This is a genomic window from Cognatiyoonia sp. IB215182 (assembly GCF_033963905.1).
Classification (GTDB): Bacteria; Pseudomonadota; Alphaproteobacteria; order Rhodobacterales; family Rhodobacteraceae; genus Yoonia.
On the sequence record NZ_JAXBMB010000075.1, the window covers coordinates 1 to 587 of the forward strand.

Annotated in this window: 1 protein-coding gene; it reads left to right on the forward strand. The window is 54.9% G+C overall.

The window, feature by feature from the left end; all coding sequences use genetic code 11:
- Nucleotides 1–342: 342 nt before the first annotated feature.
- The coding region (locus SLH47_RS26325) for a hypothetical protein (protein ID WP_320244112.1) at nt 343–587 on the forward strand (245 nt) is incomplete at its 3' end.

A 587-nucleotide genomic window follows, 5' to 3' on the forward strand; every position in this document is an offset into this window, starting at 1 on the left:
TCATCAGCTCATCAGCTCATCAGCTCATCAGCTCATCAGCTCATCAGCTCATCAGCTCATCAGGCGCTGCGCTCTGGCGTAGGCAGTAGCACTCACCGGTTTCCGCTTCCTGATCATCTGACACCCAGCTGTAAGTCGACGATCGCGCATCGACTAAGTAGCCGTCCAATTACAGTTTCCGGATTGGATCGCCGGACACGATCATCTCCGATCCTCGCGTCATGTGATGTGGCCGTTAGCGGTTCGGGGTCTGATGTGATCCCCTCACACTCTATCACAGTTGGAACGGAACCACGTTTGGGATGGATGGCGTTGCGAAAGCAGCGCGGCCGATCCCTGGCGTTGGATCGCTTCTGGCTGAGGCTGGAGCAGCGCTTTCGGATTCTGGAACTTCTCCAACATAGGCAACAGGTGCCAGTGTTGGGTACGGAACGAGCTGATTGCCTTGCTGCTGTTCGGCAGAAAATCGCCGATATATGCAATAAAAACAGTATGTTAGTTGAATTCCGGGTGTGCCCGATATATCATCGGCTCATCGGCTCATCGGCTCATCGGCTCATCGGCTCATCGGCTCATCGGCTCATCGG